Annotated in this window: 27 protein-coding genes; 8 read left to right on the top strand and 19 right to left on the bottom strand. The window is 34.9% G+C overall.

The genetic code is table 11. The features are described 5' to 3' along the window. Nucleotides 1-175 precede the first annotated feature (175 nt). From perR to bcp, 3 genes are all read right to left on the bottom strand, one after another. On the bottom strand, nt 176-628 hold the full coding sequence (gene perR / locus KRR19_RS08685; RefSeq protein ID WP_002481638.1) for a peroxide-responsive transcriptional repressor PerR: 453 nt from the start codon (nt 626-628) through the stop codon (nt 176-178). Between the two features lie 93 nt (nt 629-721). Continuing rightward, nucleotides 722-1,672 (bottom strand): phosphoglycerate dehydrogenase, encoded by a 951-nt coding sequence (locus KRR19_RS08690; protein ID WP_156666820.1) that lies wholly within the window; start codon nt 1,670-1,672, stop codon nt 722-724. A 5-nt stretch (nt 1,673-1,677) separates the two neighbouring features. Next, entirely contained in the window at nt 1,678-2,133 is a 456-nt protein-coding gene (gene bcp, locus KRR19_RS08695) for a thioredoxin-dependent thiol peroxidase (RefSeq protein WP_002481640.1), read from the bottom strand. An 81-nt stretch (nt 2,134-2,214) separates the two neighbouring features. Between bcp and KRR19_RS08700 the strand changes: the two genes are divergently transcribed. Beyond that, on the top strand, nt 2,215-3,504 hold the full coding sequence (locus KRR19_RS08700) for a glutamate-1-semialdehyde 2,1-aminomutase (protein ID WP_002481641.1): 1,290 nt from the start codon (nt 2,215-2,217) through the stop codon (nt 3,502-3,504). A 107-nt stretch (nt 3,505-3,611) separates the two neighbouring features. Further along, on the top strand, nt 3,612-4,712 hold the full coding sequence (locus KRR19_RS08705) for an FUSC family protein (protein ID WP_002481642.1): 1,101 nt from the start codon (nt 3,612-3,614) through the stop codon (nt 4,710-4,712). Between the two features lie 51 nt (nt 4,713-4,763). On the opposite strand, the gene KRR19_RS08710 is transcribed toward KRR19_RS08705, so the two are convergent. The 3 genes from KRR19_RS08710 to mutY form a co-directional block, all read right to left on the bottom strand. Then, nucleotides 4,764-6,500 carry an ABC transporter ATP-binding protein gene (locus KRR19_RS08710; protein WP_156666819.1) on the bottom strand — a complete coding sequence of 579 codons (1,737 nt, stop codon included), beginning with the start codon at nt 6,498-6,500 and terminating at the stop codon, nt 4,764-4,766. Between the two features lie 158 nt (nt 6,501-6,658). Further along, on the bottom strand, nt 6,659-7,201 hold the full coding sequence (gene ntdP, locus KRR19_RS08715; protein ID WP_002481644.1) for a nucleoside tri-diphosphate phosphatase: 543 nt from the start codon (nt 7,199-7,201) through the stop codon (nt 6,659-6,661). A gap of 72 nt (nt 7,202-7,273) precedes the next feature. Then, nucleotides 7,274-8,320 (bottom strand): A/G-specific adenine glycosylase, encoded by a 1,047-nt coding sequence (gene mutY / locus KRR19_RS08720; RefSeq protein WP_105967150.1) that lies wholly within the window; start codon nt 8,318-8,320, stop codon nt 7,274-7,276. 119 nt (nt 8,321-8,439) lie between these two features. Here mutY and KRR19_RS08725 point away from each other — a divergent pair, with 119 nt between their 5' ends. After that, nucleotides 8,440-9,423: a metal-dependent hydrolase gene (locus tag KRR19_RS08725; protein WP_156666818.1), complete on the top strand. Its 984-nt coding sequence runs from the start codon at nt 8,440-8,442 to the stop codon at nt 9,421-9,423. Nucleotides 9,424-9,511: 88 nt separating this feature from the next. Here KRR19_RS08725 and KRR19_RS08730 read toward each other — a convergent pair whose 3' ends face one another. The 7 genes from KRR19_RS08730 to KRR19_RS08760 all read right to left on the bottom strand — a co-directional run bounded on the left by KRR19_RS08730 (nt 9,512) and on the right by KRR19_RS08760 (nt 14,994). Then, nucleotides 9,512-10,309: a hypothetical protein gene (locus KRR19_RS08730; protein WP_234016319.1), complete on the bottom strand. Its 798-nt coding sequence runs from the start codon at nt 10,307-10,309 to the stop codon at nt 9,512-9,514. Nucleotides 10,310-10,361: 52 nt separating this feature from the next. Then, entirely contained in the window at nt 10,362-11,888 is a 1,527-nt protein-coding gene (locus KRR19_RS08735; RefSeq protein WP_216733593.1) for an ATP-binding cassette domain-containing protein, read from the bottom strand. A 15-nt stretch (nt 11,889-11,903) separates the two neighbouring features. Beyond that, the gene (locus KRR19_RS08740; protein ID WP_216733594.1) at nt 11,904-12,218 is read right to left on the bottom strand and encodes a YfhH family protein; all 315 of its coding nucleotides are present in this window, start codon (nt 12,216-12,218) and stop codon (nt 11,904-11,906) included. After that, nucleotides 12,211-13,014: a recombination regulator RecX gene (recX, locus tag KRR19_RS08745; protein ID WP_023015857.1), complete on the bottom strand. Its 804-nt coding sequence runs from the start codon at nt 13,012-13,014 to the stop codon at nt 12,211-12,213. The genes KRR19_RS08740 and recX overlap by 8 nt, the downstream gene beginning before the upstream one ends. A 176-nt stretch (nt 13,015-13,190) precedes the next feature. Beyond that, nucleotides 13,191-14,003, bottom strand: a complete 813-nt coding sequence (gene sgtB / locus KRR19_RS08750) for a monofunctional peptidoglycan glycosyltransferase SgtB (protein WP_002481651.1) — start codon at nt 14,001-14,003, stop codon at nt 13,191-13,193. Nucleotides 14,004-14,182: 179 nt separating this feature from the next. Next, nucleotides 14,183-14,710, bottom strand: a complete 528-nt coding sequence (locus KRR19_RS08755) for a type 1 glutamine amidotransferase domain-containing protein (RefSeq protein WP_070626232.1) — start codon at nt 14,708-14,710, stop codon at nt 14,183-14,185. Between the two features lie 116 nt (nt 14,711-14,826). Beyond that, entirely contained in the window at nt 14,827-14,994 is a 168-nt protein-coding gene (locus KRR19_RS08760; protein WP_096754677.1) for an SE1561 family protein, read from the bottom strand. A 172-nt stretch (nt 14,995-15,166) separates the two neighbouring features. Here KRR19_RS08760 and yfkAB point away from each other — a divergent pair, with 172 nt between their 5' ends. Continuing rightward, nucleotides 15,167-16,318, top strand: a complete 1,152-nt coding sequence (yfkAB, locus tag KRR19_RS08765) for a radical SAM/CxCxxxxC motif protein YfkAB (protein ID WP_002481654.1) — start codon at nt 15,167-15,169, stop codon at nt 16,316-16,318. Nucleotides 16,319-16,386: 68 nt separating this feature from the next. Here the strand turns inward: yfkAB and KRR19_RS08770 are convergent, their stop codons facing one another. Genes KRR19_RS08770 through KRR19_RS08780 form a run of 3 tightly spaced genes read right to left on the bottom strand, consistent with a single transcriptional unit; the run spans nt 16,387 to nt 18,424 of the window. Then, nucleotides 16,387-16,884, bottom strand: a complete 498-nt coding sequence (locus KRR19_RS08770; protein WP_031262747.1) for an acyl-CoA thioesterase — start codon at nt 16,882-16,884, stop codon at nt 16,387-16,389. A gap of 58 nt (nt 16,885-16,942) precedes the next feature. Next, the gene (locus KRR19_RS08775; RefSeq protein WP_023015859.1) at nt 16,943-18,181 is read right to left on the bottom strand and encodes an aminopeptidase; all 1,239 of its coding nucleotides are present in this window, start codon (nt 18,179-18,181) and stop codon (nt 16,943-16,945) included. Between the two features lie 36 nt (nt 18,182-18,217). Further along, a complete protein-coding gene (locus KRR19_RS08780) occupies nt 18,218-18,424 on the bottom strand; it encodes a DUF1128 family protein (RefSeq protein WP_002481657.1) in 207 nt (68 codons plus the stop codon). A gap of 223 nt (nt 18,425-18,647) precedes the next feature. On the opposite strand from KRR19_RS08780, the gene KRR19_RS08785 reads away from it, so the two are divergent. From KRR19_RS08785 to KRR19_RS08800, 4 genes are all read left to right on the top strand, one after another. Further along, complete coding sequence (locus KRR19_RS08785) at nt 18,648-19,112, top strand: low molecular weight protein-tyrosine-phosphatase (RefSeq protein ID WP_023015860.1); 465 nt, start codon at nt 18,648-18,650, stop codon at nt 19,110-19,112. Between the two features lie 7 nt (nt 19,113-19,119). Next, entirely contained in the window at nt 19,120-19,410 is a 291-nt protein-coding gene (locus KRR19_RS08790) for a hypothetical protein (RefSeq protein ID WP_002481659.1), read from the top strand. Nucleotides 19,411-19,540: 130 nt separating this feature from the next. Next, nucleotides 19,541-20,617 (top strand): YihY/virulence factor BrkB family protein, encoded by a 1,077-nt coding sequence (locus KRR19_RS08795; protein ID WP_105978635.1) that lies wholly within the window; start codon nt 19,541-19,543, stop codon nt 20,615-20,617. Between the two features lie 208 nt (nt 20,618-20,825). Next, complete coding sequence (locus KRR19_RS08800; RefSeq protein ID WP_002481661.1) at nt 20,826-21,404, top strand: beta-class carbonic anhydrase; 579 nt, start codon at nt 20,826-20,828, stop codon at nt 21,402-21,404. Nucleotides 21,405-21,474: 70 nt separating this feature from the next. Here the strand turns inward: KRR19_RS08800 and vraR are convergent, their stop codons facing one another. From vraR to vraT, 3 genes are read right to left on the bottom strand one after another with little or no spacing between them, the layout of a single operon-like run. Then, entirely contained in the window at nt 21,475-22,104 is a 630-nt protein-coding gene (gene vraR, locus KRR19_RS08805) for a response regulator transcription factor VraR (protein ID WP_002481662.1), read from the bottom strand. After that, nucleotides 22,094-23,137: a sensor histidine kinase VraS gene (gene vraS, locus KRR19_RS08810; protein ID WP_105978634.1), complete on the bottom strand. Its 1,044-nt coding sequence runs from the start codon at nt 23,135-23,137 to the stop codon at nt 22,094-22,096. Before vraS ends, vraR begins: the two co-directional genes overlap by 11 nt. After that, nucleotides 23,134-23,835: a cell wall-active antibiotics response protein VraT gene (gene vraT / locus KRR19_RS08815; RefSeq protein WP_002481664.1), complete on the bottom strand. Its 702-nt coding sequence runs from the start codon at nt 23,833-23,835 to the stop codon at nt 23,134-23,136. The genes vraS and vraT overlap by 4 nt, the downstream gene beginning before the upstream one ends. Nucleotides 23,836-23,837: the final 2 nt, after the last annotated feature.

Below are 23,837 nucleotides of genomic sequence, written 5' to 3' on the forward strand. Positions count from 1 at the left end.
TTTAGCATACTATCACCTCATTATCTTATTACTATCATTATACAAGAAATGGGGAAAAGGTTATTATGTAAAATGTTAAAAAATAAAAAATGCCGACAAGTCCGTAGGACTTTGTCGACAGTCTGAAGCTGAATGCCATATGACATTCAGCTTTCCTATTAATGGTAATAATGTTTTATTGTTCTTTACTTTGGCATTCTGGACATAATCCATAAATTTCCATTCTGTGATGTGACACTTTAAAACCTGTCACATGTTGAGCTAATTGTTCAACTTCATGTAATTGCGGATAATGAAAATCTACTATCTTACCGCAATTCTCACAAATGACGTGATAGTGATTATGTGTATTAAAATCAAAGCGACTAGATGCATCTCCATAAGTCAATTCATTCACAATTCCTGTTTTCTTAAACACACGTAAGTTATTGTATATCGTCGCAACACTTATGTTTGGAAAATCTGGTGACAGTGCCTGATAAATTTCATCTGCTGTTGGATGAGTTTCACTTGAAATCAAAAATCTAAGAATGGCTTGTCTTTGCGGTGTAATTCTGATTCCGGCATTTCTTAAAGATGCAATAGAGTCCTCTAATTGATGCTCAATAGATTCCATTTCTGCACTCATCTAATCCACCGTCTTTCTACTTAATAATTATTATTACTTAATATTAATATAACGGTAGAACCATTGAAATGTCAATGTTGGCACATTATTTTATCAATAACCTTTTGATAAATCTACTTTTTTCTCAATGACATCTCCATTACTTAGAAAATGTTTGAAGTTTCTAATAAAAATTTGAGATGCCTCTTTAAAGTTTTCTTTACCATTTCCTGTGATATGCGCAGTAATACTTACATTATCTAATTGGTATAACGGATTATCCTCTGATAAAGGTTCCTTTTCGAAAACATCTAAATAAGCATGACGAATTTTGCCCTCATTAAGCGCTTTAACAATTGTTTCTTCTGAAGCAATTGTACCTCTGCCGATATTAATAAATAATGCAGTCTCTTTCATTGCGTCAAATTGCTTATCTTCTAATAAATGGTGCGTCTCTTCAGTTTCGGGCAGCACATTAACTACAACGTCTGCTTTCGGCAAAACTTGATCAAGTTCCTTTAAAGGATATGTTTCATCAAATCCATCAACTTCATGTCCAGTTGTATTAATACCAATAATTTTCATTTCAAATGCACGTGCAAGTTTGGAAATTTGTTTAGGAATATTACCTGTCCCCAAAATTAGTAACGTATCTCCATCTACACGTCTGCCTGTAATTGTAGAATCATAAACTTTATTATCTTGATTTTGTCTAGAAACTCTCATTTGTTTATAATCGTCTAAAATATAGGCAAATACAAATTGACTCATTTGTTTTGCGTGAATACCTGATACATTCGTTAATACAATATTACGTTCAGCAAAATATTGTAATGGTAGTGAATTAACACCAGCCGCATACCAAGCTACAAACTTTAAATTAGGCATACCCTCAAAAAAAGCTTGATCAGCTTTGCCACTATAACCAATTACAACATCTGCATCTCGTTTATCTTGCTCATTTATTTCATCTACATTTTTTCGAAATACAAATTCTACTTCTGGAAAAGTTTCTTCCAATAACTGCTCTGAGTCTTTTAATCTATTTAATGAAAGAACCTTCACACACTTCACCCCAACATTTCTTTTAATTGATTCATTTGTTCTTTTACTTTAACTTTTTCGATTACATGTTCTACTACACCATTTTCATCTACAACGAAAGTAGTTCTGACAATGCCCATAGATTCTTTGCCAAAACTTTTCTTCAATTGATACACGCCAGTTGCTTCAGATAATTTATAATCCTCATCTACTAGCAAATCAAAATTCAAATCATGTTTAGCAATAAAGTTTTGATGTTTCTTTTTAGAATCTCCGCTGATTCCGTATACTGCAATATCTAAATCATTAAACATTGCCATGTTATCACGGAAATCGCAAGCCTCTGTTGTGCATCCAGGTGTATTATCTCTAGGATAGAAATAAAGAATTGCCTTTCTGCCTTTGATTGTGTCGTTAGTAATGACTTCTCCATCTTGATTTTCTAATGCAAATTCAGGGAATTTGTCTCCTTTTTTCAACATATGCTCACCTTTTTCTTCTTATAGTTAATTATATGATACGATAGTAAACGGAAATATTAAATTAAAAGAGGTTGATAAAAAATGAAATTCACTGAAAGCGAACGACTTCAAAGTTTGTCAGACGAATACATCCTTGGCGGTGTCAACTCCCCTTCTCGCTCATATAAAGCAGTTGGCGGCGGTGCACCGGTAGTAATGAAAGAAGGTAAAGGTCAATATTTATATGATGTAGACGGCAATCGTTACATTGATTATCTTCAAGCATATGGTCCAATTATTACTGGACATGCACATCCACATATTACTAAGGCTATTCAAGAACAAGCAGCTAAAGGTGTGCTTTATGGTACACCAACTGAGCTAGAAATCGAATTTGCTAAAAAATTGCGTGAAGCAATTCCATCTTTAGAAAAAATGCGTTTTGTCAACTCTGGTACTGAAGCTGTCATGACAACAATTCGTGTCGCACGTGCATATACAAATCGCGATAAAATTATTAAATTCGCTGGATCTTACCACGGACACTCAGATTTAGTACTTGTTGCTGCAGGTAGCGGCCCTTCTCAATTAGGTTCTCCTGATTCAGCCGGCGTACCTAAGAGCGTGGCTCAAGAAGTAATTACAGTACCTTTTAATGATATCGAGTCTTACAAAGAAGCAATGAAACATTGGGGCGATCAAATCGCAGCAGTATTAGTTGAACCTATTATCGGTAACTTCGGTATGGTTGAACCGCTTCCCGGCTTCCTTGAAGAAGTAAATGAAATCACCCATCAATATGGCGGTCTTGTAATTTATGATGAAGTTATCACAGCATTCCGCTTCCACTACGGTGCTGCTCAAGACTTGTTGAACGTATACCCTGACTTAACAGCATTCGGTAAAATCGTCGGTGGCGGTTTACCAATCGGCGGTTACGGTGGACGTCAAGACATTATGGAACAAGTTGCACCTTTAGGCCCTGCATATCAAGCGGGAACAATGGCTGGTAATCCACTTTCAATGAAAGCAGGCATCGCTTTATTAGAAGTTTTAGAACAAGAAGGTGTTTACGAAGAATTAGATCGTCTTGGTAAAAAATTAGAAGATGGTTTAAATGAATTAATTGAAAAACATGGTATCACAGCTACAGTAAACCGTGTTTATGGTTCATTAACACTTTACTTTACTGACGAAAAAGTAACACATTATGAGCAAGCAGAAAATTCTGATGGCGATGCATTTGCGAAATTCTTCAAATTAATGTTGCATCAAGGCATCAACTTAGCACCTTCTAAATTTGAAGCTTGGTTCTTAACAACAGAACACACAGATGAAGATATTGAAGAAACATTACGTGCTGCAGACTATGCATTCTCTCAAATGAAATAAACTTGAAAAACACATTGATTCAGTGTATAAACTTTAATATACGTTTTTGTTTTTGGAAACCACTTCCAAGCAAATGTGCATAAATAGGAATAAAGGAGCACACTCATTTGAAACTAGGTGCAAGAATATTTAAAACAGGTATTGCGATTGTCCTAGCGATGTTAATTGCATCACTGCTGCCAAAGAGTGCAGGCATTCCTACCGTAGCAGGTATCGGTGCAATTGTAGCAATGCAGCCAAGTGTATATCGTTCTTATAAAACTATAAAAGAACAGTTTCAAGGTAACTTAATCGGTGCAATTTTATCTGTATCGATGGTCAGTTTATTTGGCGATAGTATTATTATCATGGGCGCAACAGTTATAGTCTTGATTGCTTTATTATTCCAATTAAAACTTCAACATGTTGCAACCTTAGCCACAGTTACTGCCCTTATCATCATGGGTCAAGGTGGAGAAACAGGTAACTTCTATGCATCAGCGTTTTATCGTTTCGTGTTAGTGATGATTGGTGTTTTCAGTGCTTTCACTGTCAATGTCGCCTTCTTTCCACCTAAATACGAAACAAAGCTTTATTATAATTCAATGAATATCGCTTCTGATATTTTCATTTGGATTAAATTGGTTATTAACGATACAACAGAGTTTTACCATGTTAAAGAAGATACAAAGAGTATTAAAGAACGTTTGAAAAATCTGGAACAATTATTCAATTATTATAAAGAAGAACGTCCTTTCTTTAGAAAAAATTGGCCAGAATTAAATCGTAAAAAGATAATTTTCAAACAAGTTGTGACAACTACAAAAAGTGCCTATGATGTTTTGAGACGTATGCATCGTTACCAACATGATTTGCATAATATGAGTACTGATCTTCGATTGCAAATCAAATTTGAACTAGATGATTTAATGACTTCATATGACCAAATTATGTTAAGCATCGCTCAAAAAGCAAGACACGATTTCGAGAATTTCCAAGCTCCTGTGGACATTCCGCAAAAAATTGAGTTAATGGAAGCATTTAAAAATGAAATGGTCCTGAACACTGAAACCTCTGAGTATTCAATTTCTAATGTCATGCAGATTATCTCAGCAATCGAGGAATTCAGTTATGATTTAGCACACTTAGACCGTTTGGTCATGAGTTATTTCCAATTCCATACAGATGACTCTAACATTGAAATTGAAGAAGAAGACTTAGACTTATAAAAAGAGAGCAGAAACTGTCCTCCGCTGAGGGACGTTTCTGCTCTTTCTTTATTATAAGTCTTGAATTGTATAAAGATGATGGTATGCACCTTGTTTAGCTAATAACTCTTGATGCGTACCGACTTCAATAATTTGTCCGTTTTCAACTACTACAATTTTATCTGCATGAGTGATTGTAGATAAGCGATGGGCAACGATTAATGTTGTTCTATTTTCACTTAAATGTGCTAAAGCTTCTTGAATGATTGCTTCACTTTCTAGGTCTAACGCACTTGTTGCCTCGTCTAAAATAATAATCGGCGGATTATTTAAGAATATACGTGCAAGTGAAATACGTTGTTTTTGACCACCTGATAATTTCACACCACGTTCCCCTACTTCAGTTTCATAACCTTCAGGCAGACTCATAATGAAATCGTGTGCGTTTGCGAGTTTAGCCGCTTCTATCACATCTTCATCACTCGCACCTGGTTTACCTAGTAAGATATTTTCTCTGATTGTGTCTGAGAATAAGATATTATCTTGTTGAACTAAACCGATTTGTTCACGCAAGCTAGATAATAAGAAGTCTTTTACATTATAGTCATCTATAGTAATCGTTCCATCGGTAGAATCATAAAATCGAGGAATCAAGTTGATTAATGTCGATTTACCTCCACCAGACATTCCTACAAAGGCGACGGTTTCGCCATGATTCACATTTAACGAAATATCATCTAACACTTTAGGTGCATGTGGATTGTATCGGAAAGATACATGATCTAAAGAGATGTTACCTTCTGTGATTTTGAGCGGTTTCGCATAAGGTTCATCTTTTACATCATAGTCTTCATCTAATAAATGGAAAACACGGTCCATAGAAGCGAAACTTTGTGTCAATGTTGTAAATGAAGAAACAAGACGACGTAGAGGTCCGAAAAGTTGTTCTAAATAGCTGACGAACGCAGCTAACGTACCAACTGTAATGGAACCTGTTACTGCTAAATAACCACCGACGCCAATTACAATAATCGGTCCGATATCAGTTACAGTATTGATTGCTGCGAAAGAATAAGCATTCCAACGTGTGTGTTTAAAAGCACGATGTAAGAATTTGCTGTTTTTCTTATCAAAGTTTTGCGCTTCATTTTGTTCAATTGCGAAACTTTTAATCACCGAAATACCTTGTACACGTTCGTGTAAGAACCCTTGTACTTCTGCTAAAGCTTGAGATCTTTCACGTGTTAGACTACGTAATCTTCCGAAGAAGTAATAAACCGTTAAAATGTAGAACGGGAATATAATCATAGCGGCTAATGTCAATTTAACATCAAGTACAAACATGATAGATAATGCGATAATAATTGTCACACAGTCTAACCAGATGTTCATTAGTCCTGTTAAAATAAAGTCTTTAGTCTGCTCAACATCATTGATAACACGTGAAATCACTTCACCTGCTTTGTTGTTGGCATAGAAGCGTGCACTTAGTGCTTGCAAGTGATCATATAAACGTCTACGAATATCATAAAGTATTTTGTTGCTGGTCCACTGCGCTAAATACTGACGCATATATTCTATCGGTGGACGTACGACTGCAAATATAAAAAAGGCAATCCCGATTGCGATACCCAAGTGGCTTAATTTGTCTTGCGTGCCCATGCTCGGATTGTTGATGACATCATCAATTACATATTTGATTAATAATGGAATCAACATCGGAATGCCGAATTTAATGATACCGATAATAATGGTAGCTGCTATCCGCCATTTATACGGCTTAACAAACTTTAAATACCTGCGTATCATTGAGGCAATCCTCCCTTTCTATCCTTTTCTAATGCGAAATAAATCAACGAGGCGAGACATTTTATTGCGATGTCCCAACCTCGTATTACGATTATTATTCATACCAAAGTTATTATAATTAAAAACACAAGACGTAATAAAGCAATCTGCTTGATATGCTAACCTTGTCTCAGCTTTTTAAAGCGTTCTCTCCAAACTTTAATAAAGTCTGGCGCAAACGGACCTTTCTTTTGTTCAATCCATTGTTGTAAGATATCAACATTCCTGCGTAAAATCGCATCTATATCTTTAGGGTAATTCATTTGCTGCATATGTTGTTGGTACTCGTCTTCATCCAACAAATGATATTTACCATTCGGATAAACTTTGATATCTAAATCATAATCAATATATTTCAATGCTTCTTCATCACAAACAAATGGTGACGATAAGTTGCAATAATAATATACACCGTCTTCTCTGAACATACAGATGACATTAAACCAATATTCCGAGTGGAAATAGACGATTGCTGGTTCTCTGGTAATCCATGTACGTCCATCGCTTTCGGTTACAAGCGTGTGGTCATTGCCCCCAATCACAACATGGTCTGTCCCTTTTAAAATCGTAGTTTCTGACCAAACTCTATGAATGTTGCCATCGTGCTTGTAACTTTGTATTTTAATACGTTCTCCTTCTTTCGGTATGGACTCTTTTACCATGTTCCACACCTCCTCCTGGCTATTTTTCACAATCACAATTATAACATAATGCTTTTTTAAACTCAGACTTAACTACTTCGTTGTTAAATAGTTTAATACTTTATGCATCGATGCTGGAAAGTTGTAGTGATCTCTATCCTCTAAACGCATCCATACAAAGCGATCACTTAATTGTGTTTGTGACTCATCTATAACATCGTCAACTTGATAGACTTGAATGTCCCAAGTTAAATGTGTGAATTGATGTTTTAACTTAAATATCGGTGTCTCACTAATAGATATATCTTGTTGTAATAAATCATGAAGCTGTTCTTCACTATAAGTTGCTTCATACATCGGGAACTCCCACATTCCATGTAATAACTTTTCTGTACGTTGTTCAATTAACACTTCATCATTTTGATTATAAATGACATAACAATTTTGTTTAATTGTCTTCTTTTTAATCTTTTTAGGTTTGACGGGTAGTTGATCAACCGTCCCCTCTTCTAATGCTTCGCAGTGTGATTGAACCGGACATAATAAACAAAGCGGTGATTTCGGTGTACAAATTAATGCGCCAAGTTCCATCATAGCTTGGTTAAATTGGCCTGCATGTGTTGTGACATAAGGACGCAATTCACTTTCGAATTTTTTGCGGACAGATTGTTTTGTAGTATCACTGAAATCATTATTTAAGCGAGACCACACACGAAAGACATTACCATCAACGGTTGGCAATGGTAAGTCAAACGCAATACTCATCACCGCTGCTTGTGTATAAGGTCCCACACCTTTTAATCGTCCGAACAAATCCGGATTGCTTGGGACATTACCGTTATATTGCGTCGCAACTTCTTGCACTGCATGGTGAAAATTGCGTGCACGACTATAATAGCCTAATCCTTCCCAATATTTTAAAACTTCATCTTGTGATGCTTGACTTAAATCTTCAACTGTCGGAAAACGTTCTGTGAAACGATGATAATAATCTATCACTGTTTTAACTTGTGTCTGTTGAAGCATAACTTCACTGATCCAGATATAATAAGGATTAGTCGTTTCTCGCCAAGGCATTTCACGTTGATTGGTTTCAAACCAATCTAATAAATCTCTTTTGAAACTATTTTGCTGTTTCATTCTTCAATAGTTCTCCTTCTCTCTTGTCAACACACCCTTTAATTAAGGGTGAATTGATTTAGTTATTTGTCATTATGTTTTATACTATATGTAAGATTAATTGAAATGAGTGAACAATTATGGATACAGGCACACATATCGTCATGGGCATTGGGCTTACTGCGCTAGCCATGCATGACCCGACCCTGTCAGATCATTTTGGTGCTGCGGCTACAACCTTAATCGCAGGTTCTTTAATTCCTGACAGCGACACTGTATTAAAACTAAAAAATAATGCTGTTTATATATCTAATCATAGAGGTATCACACATTCAATACCTTTCACTATATTATGGCCGATACTTATAACCTTACTCGTTTTTACCTTTTTCAGCCATATTAATCCATTGCATATCTGGCTATGGGCACAACTTGCAGTCTTTTTACACGTCTTTGTAGATATATTTAATTCCTACGGTACGCAAGCGTTGCGGCCTTTCTCAAATAAATGGATACAATTGAGTGTCATTAATACCTTTGATCCTTACATCTTTATTTTATGGTGTTTAGGCATTGTGCTATGGGCTTTTGGCTTAAATGCATTTGCGGTGTATATTCCAATTTTCATCGTATTAGTGATTTATTATACTGTACGTTTTATCTTCCAAGCCACAATTCGAAAACGTGTTTTACGTATGGTCAGCAGTCAAGATAATGCACACTTAGTTAAAGTATTTGTGGCACCTACTATGAAATTTATGGAATGGCGTGTCGCAGTTCAAACACAAACTCACGACTATGTCGGACGCAGTTATGGGACAAACGTCGTTTTCGCTGATAAAGTGAAACGTCAACCATTCCCTGATGAAGAATTAATGCAGGTATTACGTAACGACCCTAATATCAAAGCGTTTTTAAACTTCTCTTCTATATACAGATGGGATACTCGTCGTTTAAGCGATAATATTCTTGAAGTCCGCTTCATCGACTTACGTTATTTAAACAAAGATCACTATTCTTTCGTAGCGATTGTACATTTGGACCAAGACTTAAATATCACCCATTCATACACAGGTTGGGTCTTTAGTGAACAGAAATTGATGAAAAAACTTTATACACATTAATAAAAGAACGAGAACAAAATGTATCAACTACACTTTGTTCTCGTTTTATTTTTTCTATGATTATTTTAATATACCTAAACTCATTTGATTAATGATCAAAATTGGAGTTTTTCACCTTTTCAGGTTCAGCCGTATTTTTTAAATGAATAGAACGATTAGTTGTCATTCTAAATTTCTCATATGCGATATGTGGTCTTAGAATATACAATAATAGACTTGCGATACCTAACCATACAATAAAGAAGAAATGATAAGGTATATTGCCCAAACTATTAACACCGATAATCACAGCTTCTTCAATACCAGAAACTAAATAAAATAATGGATTCAACATTAAAATATGCATCCAAATTGATTTATGTGGACCTGGAATGAAAAAAATCGGTACGATAATGAACATAACCGCAAATACGATATAGAGTGTCATATCAAAAATATTGTAACGGCTGATCATTCTTACTAAACCTAATACTTGCGAAACAATCATCACAAATAAATTCCACATGATCCAGTAAAAGCCAATAGCCCAAAATGAACTATCTAAGTTGACGGGTTTGACCAGGACAACTAATGCGATAGAAAGTAATAATCCTACTGAAAAAATCAGTGTATAGATAATACTTTTAAAAGCGGTTGGATAGTCATAGTTCTTATATTCATAATAATCTCTGCGATAACGCATTGTGTTGAAATATAAAGTAACAAGTGTCCAAGATAATGTGATGAAACCGATGAAGCGGTAATACCACACAGCTTGTGTTTCTTCTGTCGCGTTAATGATTTTTAAAAACAGCAACATTACGAGTAATAACAATACTGAAGCTACAAGCGGAATCGCGAACCATCTCCAATTCCGCTTCAAACTCCCCATTAAATGTTTCATCATTTGCGGCAAGCTATAATAAAAATTTATCAATTTATCTATCAAACGGTCTCACCTACAATTCTATATAAATCCATTTATTATCTTTCAAATCAGCAATAAAGTAACCATTGCCTGATTTTGTGACCCAGTAATCCCCTTGAATATCAAACTTATCTTTTAATTTGTCTTTATCAACAATCGGGAATACAAATCCTGTTAAATGATCATTATCATTGAACAATAAATCTACAGGCTGTTGTGTGACTGGCGCAACAAAACGTTGATCTTTCTCAGGAACTAAACTTTTAACTGCTTTCTTATGAGATTGACCTAAGTGACTATTATAGAAATCTATATAATTAATATAATTAGACTTCATGTAATCTTCGAGTGTATCTTTACTATGTCTTTCATAAAGACCTGCTGGATTGAAATGATATAATTTATTTTTACCAATTACATAAGATTTATCATCGATAACCAGTCGATATTTATTATCATTTTCTCCAGTAATCGTCACAAATGTATATTTCGGCAGCTTCACTTTTTGTTTATGGTCAATCCCTTTAACTTCAATATTGTTATTCATCACAATACCGTAGGTCAAAGTCTCATCAAATACACCTTTTTTCTGAGCTTGTAATTTACTTTGTTCAGTGTTTTGCGCAAAATGCACAATCCCTAAATTGTTAAACAACAATACCGCTGTAAAAATAAAGCCGATCAGTAACAAAACACTCCAACCGATAACACGTGCCAAGAAAGGTGTCGGTTTTGCGTGTTTATAACGTTCAATTCGTTTGAAGTTATAAGACATTTCAGGAATACGCGTACGTTTTTCTTTCCAGTCTACATCAAACTGCGCTTTTTCATCTTCAGTTTTTAATGATTGACGGTCTCGTTCATGTTCTTTAAATGCAGGTAACACACGACTCAATGGACCTTCCATACGTAATTGACCATGTGAAATCCATACGGCATAGTTACATACTGCCTGGATAACCTTTAAATTATCATCGATTGTAATCATTGTAAGTTCATCATCTATGTAATCTTGCGAAAGTGTTATGGCTTTCTCCATAAATGCATCATCCAATTCACTTAATACATGATTAAAGATAATGATATCTGCTTTAGACGTACGTGCTAAACTTACAATTAATTGTGCATACTCACGATCAGTTAACTGGTAAACTAGCTTATCTTTCTGCTCATATAAATCAGCATAGCGCAAAATTTGTTCGACTTTATGTCCAGAAACCGTATATGTAAATAATTCCACTGCATTTTGAACAAGCGCAGTCACCGTTTCTTCGTGTAAATGTTTATCTTCGATATCTCCGAAATATAAACTGCCGTTACGTCGGATACGCCCTTTATCAGGTTTAACTTCACCGGCTAAGATTCTGACGATTAACGTTTTCGACGCACCAGGCTCCCCTATAATACCTAATGATTCTCCTTGATATAAGTGAAGTGACACATTATTCAATTCGATATCTTCAGCATCATAACCATACGGCAGATACCATTTTTTTCTATTCTTTTTACGATAATAATGTGTAATATTCAGTAATTTTAATACAATCGAACTCGCCATAATTTCTACATCCTTCTAAAGTTTTAATAATGCGACTGGGATGCCTTTTTCACTTAGTCCGCTATGCAGGATTTTGCCCCATGCAAAGACACCTTTCAAACGATCTACACGCATATAACGTTTCGTACCATCATTTAATTCATAAAGTTTACCGAATTCAATTTTATCTGTATCTACTAAGTAACTTTCCGCAATGATGACTTTTGTACGGTAGACATCATATTCATTTAAAATGCCGTTCATTTCTGCTTTACGCATTTTTTCTTTATATTTTTGTATTTCATTTAAAATTTCACTCTTAGTCATTTCGCTTAAACTTTTCTCAGTCATCGCTAATCCCGCTTTCTCTTAATTTATCTTTAATTGTATCATACTCATAGCCTTTTCTGAGAAGTGCTTCTATTGTTTTCATCACAAGTTGTTGCCCGCTATATTTGCGTTCATTTTTACGATACACTTTTTCTAATTCCTTTTGCAATAAAGCATCAATTTCATCTGTATCTGGTTCAAAATCTAAGGCTTGCATCGCTTCATTAATCATCTCGAATGAATAGCCTTTTTGTAATAATGATTGTTTCACTTTATCTGTCCGCTTCTTCATCGGCCCTTTCTTTTGATGCATCAATTTATCAGCAAGCGCAACGATATCTTCAAGCGGTTGTTCTTGTTCATAACGTTCGCCATAATCTTCAATAATATTCTTTTCGACTCCGGCTTTATAAAGCTTTTGTTTGTAAATTTCAGGCCCTTTATCAGTAGTCCGAATCATAGTATTTTTTAAACTTTCCGCATAATCTTGATGATCAATATAGCCTTCTTGATGACAATAAGCAATGACTTCTGCAATAGCTACCTCATTGATTTCATGTTTTTGTAAATGTGTAATGACTTCTTGTTCAGTTCTTTTACGATATGAAAGATATTGAACAGCGTAATGTAACCCTAAGCGGTAATGCTCATACTTTTGAATATGCATCATATCTTCAGCAGTGAGCGCATCGCCCTTTTTTAAATTAAAGTGTACTAAAGTATCCATATCGATACCCATCTCAAAGGCACCGTCTAAGTATAAATTAAACCGCTCTTTATTTTTCTTTTGAACTTCAATCATTGTAATTTTAGGCATGGTCTCACCTCTTCTCTTAAATTCATAACGGTATCGATACTTATTGTAAAACAAATGCATATACTTTTATAGCATTATCCCCCTGAATTTACACAAGTAACATACATTGTCTCTTTTAAGCATGCGGCATATAAAAAAGGCAATGCAGCTGAATATACTGATTGCCTGAAATCGCATTAAACGCCTAACTGAGCTAATGCTGTTTTATATTGTTCATCGTTGATATAACCTTGCTGCTTCATCTTTTCTAAATTGATTTTGACACGGTTAATATAGTTCTGTGACATATTATTGACATCATATACACTTGGCGCATTAATTTTACTTGCTAAAATGGCACTTTGAAGCACACTAATCGTCGGCATATTTTGACTGTTTGCGACGGTCGTTGTACCAAAGTAATGATTTGCAGCACTTTCAATAGTATATTGATTATCACCAAAATAAATATTATTAACGTAAAAGCTCAATATCTCTTCTTTAGAATATTCCCGTTCCATACGCGATGCGACCAATATTTCTTTCACTTTCCGTGTAAAACTTTGTTCATTTCCATAATAATAATTCTTAACAACTTGTTGACTGATTGTACTGCCACCTTGTACCGATTGATCACTTAATGTCGTGAACAGTGCCCTAAATATACCTTTCACATCAAATGCGCCATGGTCATAGAATCGCTCATCTTCCATAGCGATAAAAGCGCCTTTGGTATAATTCGGCATATCATTGATTGGAACAAACGTAGATTTATTTTCAATGGTTTTTAAGTCCTCTACATTGGCACGTGATGACAATGCATACATCACACCAAAGAAGAGTGCAATTACAATAATGAGTCCAATAAGTAATTTTAAAAATAGCCCTTTGCTTTTTCTTTTTCTCGGCGGTGTACCTACGGGTTGATAATAAGTATTATAATGGGGTGTATTCTGTGTGCCTCTTGTTGTCTCACGTTGAGACCTCGATAGCCTTTCGCTTCTTTTCATACACAGATCTCCTCAATCTATTTTAGTATTTCACACATATTATAATTGAGAACTGTTTGATATGAAATAAGAATTATACGTTTTGACACAAAATCGGTCTTGAGTAGTACACATGGATACTCCTGGATATGTAAAAAACCGGAATATCTTATAGATACTCCGGCTAAGCTTATAACTGCTTATTTTTCATTGTTTTTTAAAGTATCAACAATCGCTTTGTTGAAGTCATCTAAATCATCAGGTGTACGGCTTGTTACAAGATTTTTATCAACAACTACTGATTCATCTTTAACATGTGCACCTGCGTTTTCTAAGTCTTTACGTACGTTTAATACCGCTGTTAACGTACGGCCATTTAAATCATCAGTATCAATTAATACTTGTGGACCATGGCAAATCGCAAAGATTGGGTCATCTTCTTTGATAAATGCTTTTGCGAATGTACCATATCTTCCTTCTACGTCTCCACGTAAATGGTCTGGTGAGAATCCGCCTGGAATTAATAATGCTGAATAATCGCTTGGTTCAGCTGAGCCGATATCTACATCAACTTTAGCTTTTGTACCGTGTTTACCTACGACTTCTTCTCCAGCTTCTGAGCCGATAATCACTGTATTGTAGCCTGCTTCTTCGATTGCTTCTTTTGGACTAGTTAATTCAATATCCTCAAAGTCATTACCTAAAATAATTGCTACTGTTTGTGCCATTTATTTATCACCTTTCTATTCTATACAATAAATTGTATTCAGAATTACTTTTGTCTTTGATTGTACTTATTGTATAGACCAAAATGTCATGATTTAAACATAGAAAGTATGAGACCTTACTTCTCACGTTGATAAAGTTTTACTTTTTCTTCTAATTGGTCCAGTAAACCAATCCATTCATCAACATCTTCAACACTGACTTTATCTGGATCCACATGATCAATTTCATCTACAAATTCAGATAATCTCGTTTTAATGTTCGTAATTAATTCATTTTCGCTCATTTTCATGATAAGGCTCCTTCTTTAAAAATATAATCCTATTCTAACATGCGATTGACAAAATTCACTAGAATATTAATAATATGGAATGACTCATCTTTTGTGATTTGAATCTTTCACTTCACATTACCCCTTTTTTATTAAGAAATACATTGTACAGAAAGAAGGCAAAATTATGATTGGCCAATCTACGAATATTAAAAAGCCGATTACTATAGCAAATGATCCTTGGGAGGCATACAACGATGTCGAAGCGTTCGGCAGCTTGCAGTTAAGCAATATTGAATTCACCACAACGAATTTATGTAATATGCGCTGCAGTCATTGTGCTGTCGGTTATACCTTACAAACAAGAGATCCTGAACCGCTTCCAATGGAATTAATGTTTAAACGTTTAGATGAAATTCCTAATTTACGTACCCTATCTATCACAGGCGGCGAACCGATGTTTTCTAAGAAATCAATTCGAAATGTGGTTAAACCGCTATTAAAATATGCCTATGATCGCGGTATTTATACACAAATGAACTCTAATCTAACTTTGCCGCAAGATCGCTATTTAGATATTGCTGAATACATAGACGTGATGCATATTTCACACAACTGGGGAACAACGGATGAATTCGCTACAGTTGGATTCGGCGCAATGGAAAAACAGCCGCCGCTTAAAGCAAAACTCAAACTTTATGAACAAATGATTGAGAATTCTAGAACATTATCTGAACAAGGCATGTTTGTCTCTGCTGAAACGATGTTGAACCAAAGCACGAAACCTTACCTTGAAAAAATTCATCGTGAAGTGGTAAATGATATGAAATGCAGTCGACATGAAATTCATCCGATGTATCCATCTGATTTTGCGAGTCAGCTTAACGTACTTAGTTTGAAAGAAATTAAAGAAACTATACGTCATCTTTTAGAAATTCGTGACGAATCTGTATGGATGTTGTTTGGGACACTACCGATTTACCCATGCATTCAAGATGAAGACGATGCACAATTATTCAAACAACTGCGTTCAGCAAAAAACGTCAGCTTACGTAATGATCCAGACGGCCGCAGCCGTTTGAACGTCAATGTCTTTACTGGCGATGTGATTGTGACGGACTTCGGCGATGAGACAGGTTCTATTTCTAATATCCAAACCGATCGTCTTACAGATGTTTTCGACAAATGGCTTGCTTCAGACTTAGCACAAAGTTTGAATTGTCATTGTGCACCGGTACATTGCTTAGGACCGAACTTACTAGTAAAAAATATGTATTATCCAAATACTGATTTCCGAGAAAAAGAAAAAATGATGCATCGCATCTTCCAGCAACAATAACGTTAATAATACAAAATGGCATCTCAACACTTCATTTTATGTTGAGATGCCATTTTTAATTGCTTATTTTATTCAATATGTCGTCTTCTCGTTAAGAACTCTAAGGTATCTTTACTTTCTTGACGACGTTCTTTTCTGCGTTTTACACGTGCAGGCGCAGTACTATGGAACCATTCTTGAATTTCACCTTCAGGATAAACATCTGGTACTTCTGTTGGTTTGCCGTTTTCATCTAACGCTACAAATGTTAAGAAGCTGAGTGCTGCCATATGTTTTTTATCATTGATGATATCTTGAAGAATGATTTGTACACAAACTTCCATTGAACTTGAACCAGCGTATGAAACCATTGCTTCATATGAAATAATATCTCCATTACGGATAGGTAATAAAAAGTCCACTGAATCTGTAGAAGCTGTAACAACTGGCGTACTGCTGTGTTTCATAGCGCAGATTGCCGCAATTTCATCAATGTTCGCCATTAAGAGTCCGCCGAACATAGTATGATGATGATTCGTATCTTGCGGATATACTTGACGATCTTTTACAGTTTTTGATGCTGACATTGGTTTACTTTCTCTTTGTTCCACAATTGATCTCCTTTATGAATTGATTATATTTATTTTAGTAAGCCCAGTTACCGTCTTTAAACACAATCTCTTCTTCCCCATCTTGCGTGATACCATAAATCGTTAAATCTGCGCTGCCAATCATGAAGTCTTCATGAATAAACGCATCATTTAAACCTTCTTCTGTTAATTGTTCACGTGTCATTTCTGTACCGCCAATTATCGTAAACGGATAACCAGCGCCTAATGCGATGTGGCAAGAAGCATTTTCATCTAACAATGTGTTATAAAAGACGCGATTACGATTTGAAATCGGTGAATCGTCTGGAACTAACGCGACTTCCCCTAGATATCTTGAACCTTCATCAGTATCAAGTAAGTCACGTAATACTTCTTCCCCTTTTTCAGCAGAAAAATCTACAACTTTGCCATCTTTAAATGTAAGCGTAAAGCCATCGATCAGCGTTCCGTTATAGCTGAGCGGAAGTTTATTTGTCACATGACCGTTTACACGATTACGATCAGGGGCTGTAAATACCTCTTCAGTTGGGATATTGGCAATAAATTCTTGTCCATCATTTGTGAAACTTGTCGCATCTTGCCATAAATGATTCTTAGGCAAGCCAATTGTTAAATCTGTACCTTCTGAAACATAGTGAAGTGCTGAATATTGTTTGTTTTGTAGATATTTAGCGTGTTCACTTAAGTTTTGGATATGTTGATTCCAGTTTTCAATCGGATCATTACCATCTACACGAACAATGTCTAATAATTCATCAATGAATTTTTCATAAGCTGCTTCAGCATCTAATTCAGGATAGACACGTTGTGCCCATGCTTTGTTCGGATATACGACTACACACCATGGTAAGTCATTATTTTGAATTGCTTCCATATATCCTTTGAATCCTTTTGAATAAGCTTTGCCGAAAGCTGCTTTTTTAGCACTATCTGCATTACTTAATAAATCAGGGTCAGAACTCATTAAAGCTAAGTTCGCAGCACCACGTTTTACATAATCCATACGTTCTTCAATATCATAATCTTTCAAATCATTTTCTTCGAAGTATTCTACAGATTCATGCTCAAATTTTAAACGTCTTAATGTATCATCTGCATATTTTACTCTTACATCAGAAGCGCCGCGTTTGTATGCTGCCTCAACGATATCATGCGTTAATTCTAAAGCATCTACTGATGAACGAATAAATACTGGTTGCCCCTCTTGCACATTCATACCGACATCTACGATAAGTTGTGCATATTGTTTTAGCTTTTCTTGTAATTGTGACATAACAAAGTTCCTCCTTATTCTGACTGCTGTTTGTTCTTACGATTGTCGTAGTTCGCCTAATTCAGATGCGATGGCAGTCACTTCACTTGGTGAAAATTTTTCTTTTGAAGTAACAAAGCTATGAATTTCTTTGATTTTAGCTTCATCTGCATCTTCAAATTTATCAGGATCGATTAGATTAACGTTTACCACGTTTAGTTTCTCTCTGATATCAATGATCATATCTCTATTTGTTTCTGACATTTAAATCACCTCTTTATGTTTATATATTATCAAACTCAACAATTCCTGAAAACTTTTGATAATTTACTCTTTAGATGTTGGTTAAAAACCGATAAGATAATATTATATGGGTTATTTCATCAGAGTTCGGGTAAATATTATCTATGGAACGTTAGGTATACCTTTTATCTATGTTCATCATACGCTTTATTTATCCGGCTGAAAAATAATTTGGAGGTAAAATATGACTACAGTAGCATTTGTCTGTTTAGGCAATATTTGTCGTTCTCCAATGGCTGAAGCAATTATGAAACAACGTCTGAAAGACCGCGGTATAGAAGGCATTGAAGTTGTCTCACGCGGTACAGGCAGTTGGAATTTAGGCCAAGCACCTCACGAAGGAACACAACGCATTTTAAATACTCACAACATACCTTTTGACGGTATGATCAGTGAACTATTTGAATCTACGGATGACTTTGATTACATTATTGCGATGGATCAAAGTAATGTGGATAACATTAAGCGTATCAATCCTGAGTTAAAGGGCCAATTATTCAAATTGTTGGAATTCAGTGATATGGAAGAACAAGATGTACCTGATCCTTACTATACAAATAATTTTGAGGGTGTATTCGATATGGTACAATCATCATGTGATAATTTAATTGATTACATTCTTAAAGACACAAATTCTAAAGAGGGGTAGATAAATTATGAATAACAAATTAGTACCAGGCATTTTATTAGGCGCTTTAGTCGGCGGAGCAATTACATTAGCTGACAAAAATACGCGAAATGCATTAAAAAGCAGTATTCAGAACTTAAAAGAAGGTAAACGTTCTGACAGAGGACCTTCAAAAATCAGCGTAATCAAAGAAGAAGTTCTTTACTGGAAAGATGCTATCGAAGAAATTCGTCGCAATAACCCAGAATTAGAACGTGCATTGAAAAATGCGAAAAACACGTTACAAGAGCGTAAACAAAACGATAAACACTTAAACTAATTATAGGTTTAAGAGCATTACAATGCGTTGACTATAGGGATAAACTTAAGTGAGTTTTACTCATCTAAGTTCTATCCCCCTTTTTTCAACTCATTGACCAACTGAATATAGTAATAAAGGAGTACATGTTATGTCTCATTCAAATGAAAAAGACAAAAATAATAAAAAAGAAGGGATTTTTCAAAAAGTAAAAGAAAAGTCTGAGGGTATTACACACGAAGATCATAATAATTATGTGGCACCGCAAGAATTCAAATCTAAGTCACCAAAAAAATCAAATCAGACATTCTTTGTAGCTAGAAATAACAAACCTGCTAAATATACGAAAGATTCCAATTTCTTTTCATTTTTAATTTATCGAATTGGTAAAGATGATGCGACAGGCTTAGCAGCACAGCTTTCATATTACTTTATGTTATCACTGTTCCCTATGTTGCTATTTTTACTTTCACTTTTACCATTATTCCAAATCGATAGAAATAAAATTGTCGGTATGATTGCAAAAAATGCACCTGCTTCTACAGCGGATCTACTGACAGGTATTATCGAAGATATTATGAAAAATGCCAGCGGCAGTATTTTATCAGTAGGTTTGATTTTGGCACTTTGGTCTGCCTCAAATGGTATGACAGCCTTAATGAACGCGTTCAACGTAGCATATGATGTTGAAGACGGCAGAAACCCTATCGTATTGAAATTAATCAGTGTGCTATTCACTGTGATTATGGGTGCAGTATTTATTGTAGCCTTAATCTTACCAGTTTTCGGTCAACAAATCGGCCATTTATTATTTGGTCCGCTTGGACTTGATAGCCAAGTGAAATGGGTATTTAGTATTTTACGATTCTTATTACCATTTATCGTGATTTTCTTATTATTCTCAACTCTATATGCCCTAGCACCGAATATCAAAATTAAATTCAAATCTGTATTACCAGGTGCACTTTTCGCATCAGTTGTATGGATTCTAGGTACTGCGGCGTTTGGTTTCTACGTTTCAAACTTCTCAAACTACTCTAAAACATACGGCAGTATCGGTGGTATCATCGTGTTAATGTTATGGCTATATATCACTGGTTTCATCATCATTGTCGGTGCTGAGATCAATGCGATTATTAACCAACGCAGAACATTGAAACACGGAGATTCACTTGAAGAACGTGAATTTGAACGTGCAGAAATGCAGAATCCTCATACTGAAAGATAATCATATTACTTAAAGAGCAAGTCACTTTGTATAAAATCAAAGTTGATGTTGCTCTTTTTCTTTTATTTTTTTAAAAACATGTTATTTTATGTATTCATTAGGGTATGATACTATTTGGTTAGTGACATTTTTGTGAACTAGTCATGACAGTCAATTCATCTTGATATAACAAAACAACTAAATTCAGGATACAGGAAGTGTAAATAAGATGACATTATTAGACAGTATTTTATCTTACAATAAGGAATTTGTGGAAAACAAAGAGTTTGAAAACTATTCCACAAGTAAAAAACCAAATAAAAAAGCAGTATTATTCACTTGTATGGATACACGTTTACAAGACTTAGGCACAAAAGCTTTAGGTTTTAATAACGGAGATTTAAAAGTAGTCAAAAATGCAGGCGCTATTATTACGCATCCATACGGTTCTACAATTAAAAGTTTATTAGTTGGTATTTATGCATTAGGTGCTGAAGAAATTATTATTATGGCACACAAAGACTGCGGCATGGGTAGTTTAGACGTAAATACTGTAAAAGATGCAATGAAAGAACGTGGCGTTACTGATGAAACGTTTGATATTATCAAACACTCTGGTGTAGACGTGGACAACTTCTTAGAAGGCTTCGAAAACGCAAGTGATAATGTTAAACATAATATTGATATGCTTTATCATCATCCATTATTTGATAAAAAAGTACCAATTCATGGTCTTGTGATTGATCCGCATACTGGCGAATTAGAATTAATCCAAGATGGCTATGAACTGGCAGAAAAAAATAAATAGTACATAAACTGTATTATGGATAATACAAAGGCAAGATTGAAAGCACTCATTTTCAATCTTGCCTTTTCTTTTATTGAATTAAATCGTGTTGGAATGCGTAAATAACAGCTTGTGTTCTGTCTTGAACTTCTAGCTTGCTTAATATATTACTCACATGTGTTTTAACTGTTTTAATCGTAATATGTGACGCACTGGCGATTTCTTGGTTAGAATAACCTTTTGCGATTAACAATAAAATTTCCATTTCTCTATCTGTTAATAATTCATATAATTCAGCACGTTGATTCATGCGATTACGCATTTTAACAAGTACTTCCGCTTCAAACACCGCTTCGTTACGATATGTTTTACGAATCGCTTCTGCGATATCACTTGCGCTCGTCGTTTTTAGAATATAACTGTCTACCCCAGCGTCTAAAGCACGATACACTTCATTATCCTCAATATAACTTGTCAGCATCAATACTTTAATCTGAGGTAAATCTTTTTTAATCTGCATTGTGGCTTCTACGCCATCCATGTCTTCCATCAACAAATCCATCAAGATTAAATCAGGCTGTAATTCATGAGCTTTTTCAATTGCTTCTTTACCTGATTTGCCTTCCCCGACGACTTCGATATCAGGTTGTGTAGATAAATAACTTGAGATGCCGATACGAACCATTTCGTGGTCATCGACAAATAATACTTTAATCGCCATTATTTTCCTCCTTATTCAATGGAGCCTTCACTTCAATTCTTGTCCCTGCCCCAGGCAAAGAAACAATATGCAGTGTTGCCCCGATTTCTAATGCTCGCTCTCGCATATTCTTCAATCCATAGCTTTTCTCCATTTTTTCATCTACATCAAAGCCTTTACCATCATCTTGAATACGCAATAATAGATAATCATCTTTATTAAATAAATCTATCGTTAATTTTGTGCCTTCTGCATGTCGCAGTGTATTGGAAATCCCTTCTTGGGTGATACGGAATAAATGATCTTCTATGCCTTTTGGTACCTCAAAGTCTTCAATATCATAAACTACTTTCATAGGCACTTTCTTTTGTAAGTCCACAACAAGATCTTTAATTCCTTCCCCAAGTGAGCGATCTTTTAAGCCAAGCGGTCTTAAATGTAATAACAATGCACGCATTTCTAGTTGCGAATCTTGTACCATCTTTTCTAATGTCGGAATTTGCTGATCAAGCGGCGGTTCAAGTGGTGATTCCTTAATCGCCGATAACATCATACTTGCCGCAAATAATTGCTGACTAACTGAATCATGCAATTCCCTAGCTAAACGCTGGCGTTCATCTTCTATAATTTTCTTCACTTTAACGTCATTTAAATTATATGTTTCGTTGGTCAAATCTTGTGTTTTAATACGTAGTCGATGTAACTCTTGGTTTAATGGCACAAGTGTATGATAGATATCCAAAGTTTCTTGGTAGAGTTCGATATTTTGATCATTAATACCGACAACTTCCCCTTCAATGGAATGTTCAATTTGTGTTTTAATCCAATCATTTTGTTCGTTCACTTTATACGCTAACACAGAACCAACAATAATACTCATCAAAATCACTATAATATTTAAAAATAAGAAAACAGGAATGCCGAAAATCTGCGTGTAAAACATTCCTTGAAAGTAGATGATGTTGACGAATACTTTGTCTATAAAAAAGAAAATCGCTAATATACTATAGTTCAATATCAGCATCGAACCGATGGCTCTGATATAGTGGTTCATCTATAAACCACCTCAACATCACCAATAAATGTCGAAGTATAAATATTGATGTTATAGTTTTCTTCTTTTGTTTCTTCAGTCATTTGGATATGATTATTTTCAATCTTAACCGTATTCTGATTCACAGTCGCATTACCATAAAACGCTGCTGCGTGAAGATTGATATTGTAATTCATCGGCACAATAATTTGAATCTTACCAATGAAGTGTCTCATCACAATCGTGTTATTTTCTTTAATATTTGCTGCTTTCGTTAAATCAATATGGATATCGCCGATGCCATGTTGAATTTGCAAGTCTTCCCACTTATAAACATAAACAGGAGTTCTTTGATTACCGAACCATTTTTGTTTAATAAATTGCGGTGAAGTAACTTCTTCATCAGAAGCAATAATCTTCATCGGTTTAAATTTGAAGACGATATAACGAATAATAATCAGCACTAAGAAAATAAAAAGAATAATAATCGTATATTTGTTAGAGAGCAGTGTAAAGGCAATCATTAATACACCAATCCAAAAGGCCAACAGACCTCGGACTTTATGGAAATAAAGATAGCCTACGTACATTAAGATAATCCCTAATAATAATACGAGAATAAAGCCGATTTTTTCAAAAAAGATATAGTAAAAATTGGCTATAATCATTAATGCTGTAAATATTATCAACATCTCAGTTGAGATATACTTATTGGTCATGT

The organism is Staphylococcus sp. CWZ226, from assembly GCF_018986355.1.
Taxonomy (GTDB): domain Bacteria; phylum Bacillota; class Bacilli; order Staphylococcales; family Staphylococcaceae; genus Staphylococcus; species Staphylococcus simulans.

Excerpts from the sequence above, each read along its gene's own strand:
- perR (WP_002481638.1), bottom strand. The coding sequence starts at position 628 with ATGAGTGCAGAAATGGAATCTATTGAGCATCAATTAGAGGACTCTATT.
- bcp (WP_002481640.1), bottom strand. The coding sequence starts at position 2,133 with ATGTTGAAAAAAGGAGACAAATTCCCTGAATTTGCATTAGAAAATCAA.
- KRR19_RS08700 (WP_002481641.1), top strand. The coding sequence starts at position 2,215 with ATGAAATTCACTGAAAGCGAACGACTTCAAAGTTTGTCAGACGAATAC.
- KRR19_RS08710 (WP_156666819.1), bottom strand. The coding sequence starts at position 6,500 with ATGATACGCAGGTATTTAAAGTTTGTTAAGCCGTATAAATGGCGGATA.
- ntdP (WP_002481644.1), bottom strand. The coding sequence starts at position 7,201 with ATGGTAAAAGAGTCCATACCGAAAGAAGGAGAACGTATTAAAATACAA.
- mutY (WP_105967150.1), bottom strand. The coding sequence starts at position 8,320 with ATGAAACAGCAAAATAGTTTCAAAAGAGATTTATTAGATTGGTTTGAA.
- KRR19_RS08725 (WP_156666818.1), top strand. The coding sequence starts at position 8,440 with ATGGATACAGGCACACATATCGTCATGGGCATTGGGCTTACTGCGCTA.
- KRR19_RS08730 (WP_234016319.1), bottom strand. The coding sequence starts at position 10,309 with ATGATGAAACATTTAATGGGGAGTTTGAAGCGGAATTGGAGATGGTTC.
- KRR19_RS08735 (WP_216733593.1), bottom strand. The coding sequence starts at position 11,888 with ATGGCGAGTTCGATTGTATTAAAATTACTGAATATTACACATTATTAT.
- KRR19_RS08740 (WP_216733594.1), bottom strand. The coding sequence starts at position 12,218 with ATGACTGAGAAAAGTTTAAGCGAAATGACTAAGAGTGAAATTTTAAAT.
- recX (WP_023015857.1), bottom strand. The coding sequence starts at position 13,014 with ATGCCTAAAATTACAATGATTGAAGTTCAAAAGAAAAATAAAGAGCGG.
- sgtB (WP_002481651.1), bottom strand. The coding sequence starts at position 14,003 with ATGAAAAGAAGCGAAAGGCTATCGAGGTCTCAACGTGAGACAACAAGA.
- KRR19_RS08755 (WP_070626232.1), bottom strand. The coding sequence starts at position 14,710 with ATGGCACAAACAGTAGCAATTATTTTAGGTAATGACTTTGAGGATATT.
- KRR19_RS08760 (WP_096754677.1), bottom strand. The coding sequence starts at position 14,994 with ATGAGCGAAAATGAATTAATTACGAACATTAAAACGAGATTATCTGAA.
- yfkAB (WP_002481654.1), top strand. The coding sequence starts at position 15,167 with ATGATTGGCCAATCTACGAATATTAAAAAGCCGATTACTATAGCAAAT.
- KRR19_RS08770 (WP_031262747.1), bottom strand. The coding sequence starts at position 16,884 with ATGTCAGCATCAAAAACTGTAAAAGATCGTCAAGTATATCCGCAAGAT.
- KRR19_RS08775 (WP_023015859.1), bottom strand. The coding sequence starts at position 18,181 with ATGTCACAATTACAAGAAAAGCTAAAACAATATGCACAACTTATCGTA.
- KRR19_RS08780 (WP_002481657.1), bottom strand. The coding sequence starts at position 18,424 with ATGTCAGAAACAAATAGAGATATGATCATTGATATCAGAGAGAAACTA.
- KRR19_RS08785 (WP_023015860.1), top strand. The coding sequence starts at position 18,648 with ATGACTACAGTAGCATTTGTCTGTTTAGGCAATATTTGTCGTTCTCCA.
- KRR19_RS08790 (WP_002481659.1), top strand. The coding sequence starts at position 19,120 with ATGAATAACAAATTAGTACCAGGCATTTTATTAGGCGCTTTAGTCGGC.
- KRR19_RS08795 (WP_105978635.1), top strand. The coding sequence starts at position 19,541 with ATGTCTCATTCAAATGAAAAAGACAAAAATAATAAAAAAGAAGGGATT.
- KRR19_RS08800 (WP_002481661.1), top strand. The coding sequence starts at position 20,826 with ATGACATTATTAGACAGTATTTTATCTTACAATAAGGAATTTGTGGAA.
- vraR (WP_002481662.1), bottom strand. The coding sequence starts at position 22,104 with ATGGCGATTAAAGTATTATTTGTCGATGACCACGAAATGGTTCGTATC.
- vraS (WP_105978634.1), bottom strand. The coding sequence starts at position 23,137 with ATGAACCACTATATCAGAGCCATCGGTTCGATGCTGATATTGAACTAT.
- vraT (WP_002481664.1), bottom strand. The coding sequence starts at position 23,835 with ATGACCAATAAGTATATCTCAACTGAGATGTTGATAATATTTACAGCA.